General features: G+C 69.1%; 4 protein-coding genes. 3 read left to right on the forward strand and 1 reads right to left on the reverse strand.

The window, feature by feature from the left end:
• Nucleotides 1-80: 80 nt before the first annotated feature.
• A complete protein-coding gene (locus JF66_RS12805; RefSeq protein ID WP_035878690.1) occupies nt 81-995 on the reverse strand; it encodes a LysR substrate-binding domain-containing protein in 915 nt (304 codons plus the stop codon).
• A gap of 158 nt (nt 996-1,153) precedes the next feature.
• On the opposite strand from JF66_RS12805, the gene JF66_RS12810 reads away from it, so the two are divergent.
• The 3 genes from JF66_RS12810 to JF66_RS12820 all read left to right on the forward strand — a co-directional run.
• Complete coding sequence (locus tag JF66_RS12810) at nt 1,154-4,732, forward strand: bifunctional proline dehydrogenase/L-glutamate gamma-semialdehyde dehydrogenase (protein WP_051973505.1); 3,579 nt, start codon at nt 1,154-1,156, stop codon at nt 4,730-4,732.
• Nucleotides 4,733-4,913: 181 nt separating this feature from the next.
• Nucleotides 4,914-5,936, forward strand: coding sequence for a 3-oxoacyl-ACP synthase III (locus JF66_RS12815; protein ID WP_035878692.1), 1,023 nt, complete (start codon nt 4,914-4,916; stop codon nt 5,934-5,936).
• The coding region (locus tag JF66_RS12820; RefSeq protein WP_051973506.1) for an alpha/beta fold hydrolase at nt 5,933-8,634 on the forward strand (2,702 nt) is incomplete at its 3' end. The genes JF66_RS12815 and JF66_RS12820, both read left to right, overlap by 4 nt.

Consider the following 8,634-nt stretch of genomic DNA (forward strand, 5'->3'; position numbering starts at 1 on the left):
GCGCCTCGACCAGCGGGATGGCTCGTGCCTCGCGCCTCGACCAGCGGGGTGGCTCGCGCCTCGACCGACGGGAGTGCCGGTCAGGTGGGAGACGGCGCGGCCACGAGGGCGACGGCGCGGGAGAGAGCGTCCCGCACGGCGAGAATACCCGGGCGCCCGGCGCTGGAGCGGCGGGCGGAAGAGAAGATTGATCGGTTAGGCAGCCCCGCCAGGTCGAGAAGGTGCACGGCCGGCGACTGACCTGCCCACAGAAGGTCGGGGAGGATTCCTACGGCATTGCCAGACTCGATCAGGTGCATGTGGGCGATCAGATCAGCGCTCTCGTAGCGCACATCGGGCTCGAAACCGGCCGAACGGCACATCTGAGTGGCCCACTGACGCGAGGCGGTCCCCGCGGGTTCCATCACCCACGGCAGCACGGCGGCGTCTTCGAGCGAACCCACGACGACCCGGCCGTCCCGAGGGCGCGGAACGGCGAGGCGGAGGGCATCGGTTGCCAGGCTGACCTGATCGAGGTCCGGCCGGTGCTCTCGGGTATACCCGGGATACTGCTCCGCGAGCACGAGATCGAAGTCGCGGGCGGAGACGGCGAAGAGGCCGGCCTCGGGCTCGCGTTCGGTGATCTCCACCCGCAGTGCCGGGTATTCCTCGCTCAGAATGGTAAGGGCCGGGGGGACGACGGCGTGGGCGGCAGACTGGAAGACGGCCACACGCACCGTGCCTGACACCGTGTCGCGGGAGGCCATGATGTCGGCCTCGGCGGCTTCGAGCCGCTCCAGCAGATGCTCGGCGTGACCGACCAGAATCTCGCCCTGGGGGGTGAGTTTGACGCGCCGCCCCACCCGCTGCAGGAGCTCCACGCCGGCCTCCTTTTCGAGGATGGCGAGCTGTTGCGAGACCGCGGACGGGCTGTAGGCGAGCGCTTCCGCGACGCCGGCGAGGGTGCCGCGAATCTTCAATTCGCGCAACAAGCGTAGTCGCCGAACGTCGAGCATGTGCCCTCCTCAGGGGGTCAACCGTGATTGATCATTAATTCTAATGAATACCAGTCAGAAGGACTCACTTTTCCGATGCGAATCGCGCGCCGACGCTGGGGCACACTGGGGATATATCCCGAGCTGCCTACCGTGAACGAGAGACTAAAATCGTGACCATGACCAACCCCTTCATCCCTCGCGTGCAAGAAGACCTCAGCGCAGAGGTGATCGTCCTCGTGCAGAAATGGCTCGCCGAGAGCGCGACAATCCCGGAGGATGCCGCGGCCGAACGCCTGGCCGGGGTTCTGAAGGATCCGAACGGGCTCGACTTCACCGTCGGTTTTGTCGACAACGTCATGCGTCCCGAAGACAAGATGGTCGCCGGTTACAGCCTGCAGCACGTCGCCAAGAAGGCCCCGGCCTTCCTGCCCTGGTACATGCGCGGCGCGATCGGCGTCGGCGGCATCCTCGGCCCCGTCCTGCCGTGGGTCGTCATCCCTGCCGCTCGCAAGGTGCTGCGCCAGATGGTGGGCCACCTCGTCGTCGACGCGACCCCCGACAAGCTCGGCCCCGCGATCGCGCACCTCAAGGAATCCGGCAACCGCCTCAACATCAACCTGCTCGGCGAAGCCGTGCTCGGTGAGGAAGAGGCCACCCACCGCCTCACGGCCACACAGGAGCTGCTCGCCCGCGAGGATGTGGACTACGTCTCGATCAAGGTCTCCTCGATCGCCAGCCAGCTCTCCATGTGGGCCTTCGACGAGTGCGTCACGCGCATCGTCGAGCGCCTCACCCCCATTTACGAACTGGCCGCCACGAGCTCCGCGAACGGCAAGCCCAAGTTCATCAACCTCGACATGGAGGAATACCGCGACCTGGACCTCACCATCGCGGTGTTCGAACGCCTGCTCGACCAGCCCCAGCTCGCCAAGCTTGAGGCCGGTATCGTGCTGCAGGCGTACCTGCCCGACTGCCTCAATGCGCTGCAGGGACTGACCCACTGGGCTCAGGCCCGCCGCGCCTCCGGCGGGGCGCCGATCAAGGTTCGCCTCGTCAAGGGTGCCAACCTGGCCATGGAGCACGTGGACTCGGCCGTGCACGACTGGCCCCTCGCCACCTACTCCACCAAGCAGGACAGCGACACCAACTACAAGCGCGTGCTGAACTGGGCCCTCACCCCGCAGAACACCGACGCCGTGAAGATCGGCGTCGCCGGTCACAACCTGTTCGACGTGGCCTGGGCTCACCTGCTGAGCAAGCAGCGCGGCGTCGACGACAAGGTCGAGTTTGAGATGCTGCTCGGCATGGCCACCGGCCAGGCCTCCGCCGTGCGCAAGGACGTCGGCCAGCTCCTTCTGTACACGCCCGTCGTGAAGCCGTCGGAGTTCGATGTGGCCATCAGCTACCTGATCCGCCGCCTCGAGGAGAACGCGAGCCAGGAAAACTTCATGTCGGCCGTGTTCGAACTCACGAGCACCCCCGCACTGTTCGAGCGCGAGAAGAACCGGTTCCTCGCCTCCCTGACCGCCGTGGACGACATCGTCCCCACGCCCAACCGCACCCAGGACCGGTCGCAGGTGACCCAGCTCGAGGCCCTGCCGAAGGCCGAAACGGATGCCGACGCATCCGCCGACGAGGCCGACCCCAACCTCACCGCGGCCCTCCTCGGACTCACGCGCGGATCCGCCTCCGGCCTCACGGGCTTCCACAACGAGGCCGACACCGACCCCTCGCTCCCCGCGAACCGCGCCTGGGGCCGCCGCATCCTCGACCGCGTCGAGACCTCGACGCTCGGCCTCGACACGATTGCCGGAGCACGGATCGATGACGTGGCCACGCTCAACCACGTGATGGACACGGCCCTCGCTGCGAGCGTGGCCTGGGGCCAGAAGACCGGTGCAGAGCGTGCCGCCGTGCTGCACCGCGCCGGACTCGCCCTCGCTGCGAACCGCGACCGGCTGATCGAGGTCATGGCGGCCGAGACCGGCAAGACCATCGCCGAGGCCGACCCCGAGGTGAGCGAGGCCATCGACTTCGCTCACTACTACGCCGAGCGTGCGAAGGACCTCGACCACGTGCAGGGTGCCGTGTTCGTTCCCTCCAAGCTCATCGTGGTCACCCCGCCGTGGAACTTCCCGGTCGCCATCGCGGCCGGTGGAATCCTCGCCGCCCTCGCCTCCGGCGCCGCGGTCATCGCCAAGCCCGCCAAGCTCGCGCAGCGCTCCGGTGCCATCGTGGTCGAGGCGTTGTGGGAGGCCGGTGTGCCGCGCGAACTCCTCGCCCTCGTCGACCTCAAGGACCACTCCCTCGGTACCACGCTGATCGGTCACCCCGCCGTCGACCGCGTCATCCTCACCGGTGGCTACGAGACCGCGGAGCTGTTCCGCTCCATGCGCACTGACCTGCCGCTGCTCGGAGAGACGAGTGGCAAGAACGCCATCATCGTCACGCCCTCGGCCGACCTCGACCTGGCCGCGGCCGACGTGATCAAGAGCGCGTTCGGCCACGCCGGCCAGAAGTGCTCCGCCGCGAGCCTCGTGATCCTCGTCGGCTCCGTCGGAAAGTCCGAGCGCTTCGAGCGCCAGCTCATCGACGCCGCGCGTTCGCTGCGCGTGGGCATGCCGAGCGACCCGGTCAACCAGATGGGTCCGATCATCCAGCCCGCCGAGGGCAAGCTGCTGCACGGCCTCACCACGCTGGGCGCCGAAGAAAGCTGGCTCGTGGAGCCGCACCAGCTCGATGAGGAAGGCCGTCTCTGGACGCCCGGTATTCGCACCGGCGTGCTGCCCGGCTCGTACTTCCACCTCACCGAGTTCTTCGGCCCGGTGCTCGGTGTGATGCACGCGAAGAACCTCGAAGAGGCCATCCGCTTCCAGAACGCCGTCGACTACGGCCTCACCAGCGGACTGCACTCCCTCGACGCTGACGAGCTGCGTGAGTGGCTCGACACGATCGAGGCCGGCAACCTGTACATCAACCGCGGCATCACCGGCGCGATCGTGCAGCGCCAGCCGTTCGGCGGCTGGAAGCGCTCGGCCGTGGGCCCCGGCACTAAGGCCGGCGGACCGAACTACCTCTACGGACTCGGCACCTGGGTTACCGACCCGGGCCGCAACAGCTCCACGCTGCACCTGCGTGGCCTCGAGCCCCGCGTCACGGAGATCATCGAGGCGTCACAGGCGTTCCTCGACTACGCCGACTTCGACGTGCTTCGCCGCTCAGCCCTGAGCGACGCACTGGCCTGGCGCGAGGAGTTCGGTGTGGTGCGTGACGCCTCGAACCTCAAGGTCGAGCGCAACCTGTTCCGTTACCGCTCGCTTCCGGTCACCGTGCGCCTCACCGAGGACGGCACCCTGTCCAACCTGCTGCGCGTGATCGCCGCGGCGACCCTCTCCACGTCGAAGTTCACGGTATCGAGCGCCCTGCCCGTTCCGGCCGGTGTGCGCGCCGTGCTCGAACAGCGCGAGGTGCCCGTTTCCGTCGAGAGCGACGAGGAATGGCTCGAACGTGCCGCCCGGGGCGGTCTCACCACCACGCGCGTGCGGCTCGTCGGCTCCGACCCGATTCTCGGGGCAGCGGCTGCCGCATCCGCGCTGGCTGCGGCGTTGGGCGGTAGCCCGGACGTGGCCGTCTACGCGCACCCGGTCACCCAGGCCGGCCGCGTGGAGGTTCTGCCGTTCCTGCGCGAACAGGCGATTTCGATCACCGCACACCGCTTCGGTAACCCGAGTACTCTCTCGGATAACGCGATCTGAGACGGTTCGCCCGTCGGCCGAGAATCGCCCTTCACGGGCGATTCTCGGCCGTTGAGGCGATCGCGGGCACCCGTGCGCGCCGATCTGTCAGCCTGGGGAGCGTAAAGTTAGCGGGCGGCGGTCTCTTCAGGGGCTCGGCGCCCGCGCGAAGGCATCTCATATCTCGACAGGGGAACAACAGTTGGATGGAAACGCAACGTCGACGCACAAAAACGTCGCTCTGTTGTCGGTTGTCAGCACCCTTGCCACCCGGATAACGACGTCGAAAGAAATCGACCGTCAGCTGCAGCCTGTGCTTCGGCGCCTACGTCTGCCGAGCGGGCTGCTGCAGCGCGTTGCCGGCGTGCACGAACGCCGCAATTGGGCTGAGGGGGAGGCGTTCGACGACGCCGCTGTCTCAGCGGGCAAGAAGGCGCTCCTCGAGGCGGGGATCGAGCCGGGCCAAGTGGGCCTCTTGATCAACACGTCCGTGACCCGGAAGCACCTCGAGCCCTCGGTCGCCGTTCGCATCCACCACGGCCTCGGGCTGCCCTCCTCGGCCATCAACTTCGACATCGCCAACGCCTGCCTCGGTTTTGTGAACGGCATGACGCTGGCGGCCCAGCTCATCGACAGCGGCCAGATCAAGTACGCCGTGGTCATCGACGGCGAAGACGCCGACGAGATCCAGGTGAACACGATCGATCGCCTCGGGCGCGAGGGCATTAACCGCAAAGACTTCATGAGCGAGTTCGCGAGCCTGACCCTCGGGTCCGGCGCCGCAGCGGCCGTGCTCGGCCCGCTCGACGCCCACCCGGGCGGTCATCGAATTCTCGGCGGCGTCACCCGCGCGGCGACCCAGTTCAACGACCTCTGCGTCGGCAGCGTCGACGGCATGTTCACCGATGCGAAGGCCCTGCTCAAGGGAGGCATGGAACTCGTCGTGTCCGCGTGGACCGCCGCTCGGCGTGACTGGAACTGGTCGAACATGGACCGCTACATCGTGCATCAGGTGTCCGACGTGCACACCAACGCCCTGGTGAAGGCGACCGGCCTTGACCGCACCAAGGTGCCGCTGACCTATCCGACCCTGGGCAATGTGGGGCCCGCGTCGATCCCGATCACCCTGGCTCAGGAATCTGCGGCACTCGTACCCGGCAACCGGGTGCTGCTCATGGGAGTCGGCTCCGGTCTCAACACCGCCATGATGGAGATTCTCTGGTGACGCGTCGGCTGCCGCGTGCCGCGCGCATTCCTGCCGTGGCGACGCTTCCGCCGCATCCGCTTTCTGGCCTCGACCCCGCCTTCTCCCGGCTCGTCACCGTGCCCGAAAGCGGCGCCGGCCACGACCGTACCTGGCACATCCTCGACAACGGGCAGACCCTCGCGGCCCTGGGTGTCGAACCGGTCGGTACCATCCTCTGTGTGCACGGCAACCCGACGTGGTCCTACCTGTGGCGCCGGCTCGTCAGCCAGGCGACGGATGCCGCGGCGAACGGCCAGGAGGCCTGGCGCGTGATCGCCGTCGACCAGCTCGACATGGGGTTCTCTGAGCGCACGGGCGTGCCCCGTCCCCTCGCCCGACGCGTGAGCGACCTCGCCGACCTCACCGATCACCTGGGCGTCAACGGCCCGGTCGTGACGTTCGGGCACGACTGGGGCGGATCGATCTCCCTCGGCTGGGCGCTCGACCACCCCGATCAGCTCGCCGGGGTGATGCTGCTCAACACCGCCGTGCACCAGCCAGAAGAACATGCCGTGCCGGCGCCGCTGCGGCTCGCGCTCGGCAAGGGAATTCTCGGCGCGGCCACCGTGGTCACGCCCGCGTTCCTCGAGACGACGCTCGCCCTCGCGCACCCGGCACTCGATGCCGAGGTGAAGACCGGCTACCGCGCCCCGTATCGCGGTGCCGCCCGCCGCGGTGGTATCGGGGCCTTCGTCGCCGATATCCCGATCGATGCCGCCCATGAGAGTTCCCCGGAACTCGACCGCATCGCGGCCGGGCTCGAGGCGCTCGAGGTGCCGGCTCTCATGCTTTGGGGCCCGCGCGACCCGATCTTCAGCGATCTCTATCTCGACGACCTACTCGGCCGACTGCCCCAGGCCGACGTGCACCGCTTCGAGGGGTGCGGGCACCTGCTCGCCGAAGACGCCGACTACGCCGGCGCTGCGCTGACCTGGCTCGCTGACCTCGGCCTCGAGCCCTTCGTCCCGCCCATCCCGCTGGTCGAGGCCCCGGTCTCGACGGGCTCGACCCAAGCGCTGGTCGAGGCGCGACGAAGGAGCGATCGAGACCCCGCAAGCCAATCCTCGGACCCGACGCGCCTCGCGGGGTCTCGATCGCTCGTGCCTCGCGCCTCGACCGGCGGTTCCCACGATGGGTCTCGATCGCTCGTGCCTCGCGCCTCGACCGGCGGTTCCCGCGCGGCGGCCTGGGCCACCGGAACCCGCCCGCTGTGGCACTACCTCGACGAACTGCGCGACAGCGACGAGACCGCCCTCGTCGACATGGCTCCCCGCTCCGGCCGCACGCTGGTCGTGAGCTGGCGGTTGCTCTCTCAGCGGGTGCGACGCCTCGCGGCAGGCCTCGACCGCATCGGCGTGCGGCACGGCGACCGGGTCTCCCTGCTTGTGCCTCCCGGGGCCGACCTCACCGCGGTGCTCTACGCCTGCGTGCGCATCGGAGCCATCGTGGTGGTGGCGGATGCCGGCCTCGGCCTGCGCGGGCTGACCCGCGCCGTGCGCGGCGCACGCCCCGACTTCGTGATCGGTGCCGCACCTGGCCTGGCGGCCGCCCGCGCCCTCGGCTGGCCCGGCACCAAGATCGCCACGGCCCGTTTTCCCACCGCGATGGCCAGAACCCTGGGCGTTGAACACACCCTCGCCGAACTGATCGAGCTCGGCGCCGACGAATGTCTTCCCGCCGCACCCGGCCCGGACGACACCGCGGCGGTGCTCTTCACCTCCGGTTCGACCGGCCCGGCCAAGGGCGTCGTCTACACGCACGGGCAGCTCTCCGCGGTCGCGGTCGCGCTCTTCGCTCAGTACGGCGTCGGGGTGGGCACCGGGCTCGTGGCCGGCTTCGCGCCCTTCGCCCTGCTCGGCCCCGCTCTCGGCGCGCGCTCGGTGACCCCCGACATGGACGTGACCTCGCCCAAGACGCTCACGGCCACCGCGGTTGCGGCCGCCGTGGCCGCGATTGATGCTACCGTGGTGTTCCTCTCCCCGGCCGCGCTCGCAAACGTGGTGGCCACGGCCGAGGCCTTGACCCCTGCCGACCACTCCGCGCTCGTCGGCGTGCGCACGTTCCTCTCCGCTGGAGCTCCGGTGTCCGAGCCCCTGCTGGCGGCCGCCAGCCGGCTGATGCCCAACGCGAGCGCACATACCCCGTACGGCATGACGGAGGGACTGCTGATGGCTGACATCTCCCTTGAGGGCATCCGCGCCGCAGCGCAGGCAGACAACGGCGTGGGCGGAGTGTGCGTGGGCGTCGGCGCGGCGACCACGCAGATCCGCCTGTCCGCACTTGACGGGCACGGCGAGGCCACCGGCGAACCGAGCGAGCAGGCCGACGTGACGGGCGAGATCCTCGTCTCGGCGCCGCACGTGAAAGACCACTACGACCGGCTGTGGGTCACCGACCGGGCCAGTCGCCGTGCGGTCCCCGCGGGCGCCCGTTGGCACCGCACGGGTGACGTCGGCCACCTCGACTCCGAGGGCCGTCTCTGGGTCGAGGGTCGGCTGCCGCACGTGATCGTGACCGCCTCTGGTGTCGTGACGCCGGTGGGCCCGGAGCAGCGGATCGAATCCGTGGCCGGCGTCGGGCGCGCTGCGGTCGTCGGCGTGGGACCGGTCGGCACAGAGCAGGTCGTCGCCATCGTGGAGACGGTGCCGGGGGTCCGGCGCGTGGCGTTGCGTCGGCG

This window comes from Cryobacterium sp. MLB-32 (assembly GCF_000738085.1).
Lineage (GTDB): Bacteria > Actinomycetota > Actinomycetes > Actinomycetales > Microbacteriaceae > Cryobacterium.

What these genes read in the sequence shown, in the direction of transcription:
- JF66_RS12805 (WP_035878690.1), bottom strand. Translation starts at nt 995, where the DNA reads ATGCTCGACGTTCGGCGACTACGCTTGTTGCGCGAATTGAAGATTCGC.
- JF66_RS12810 (WP_051973505.1), top strand. Translation starts at nt 1,154, where the DNA reads ATGACCAACCCCTTCATCCCTCGCGTGCAAGAAGACCTCAGCGCAGAG.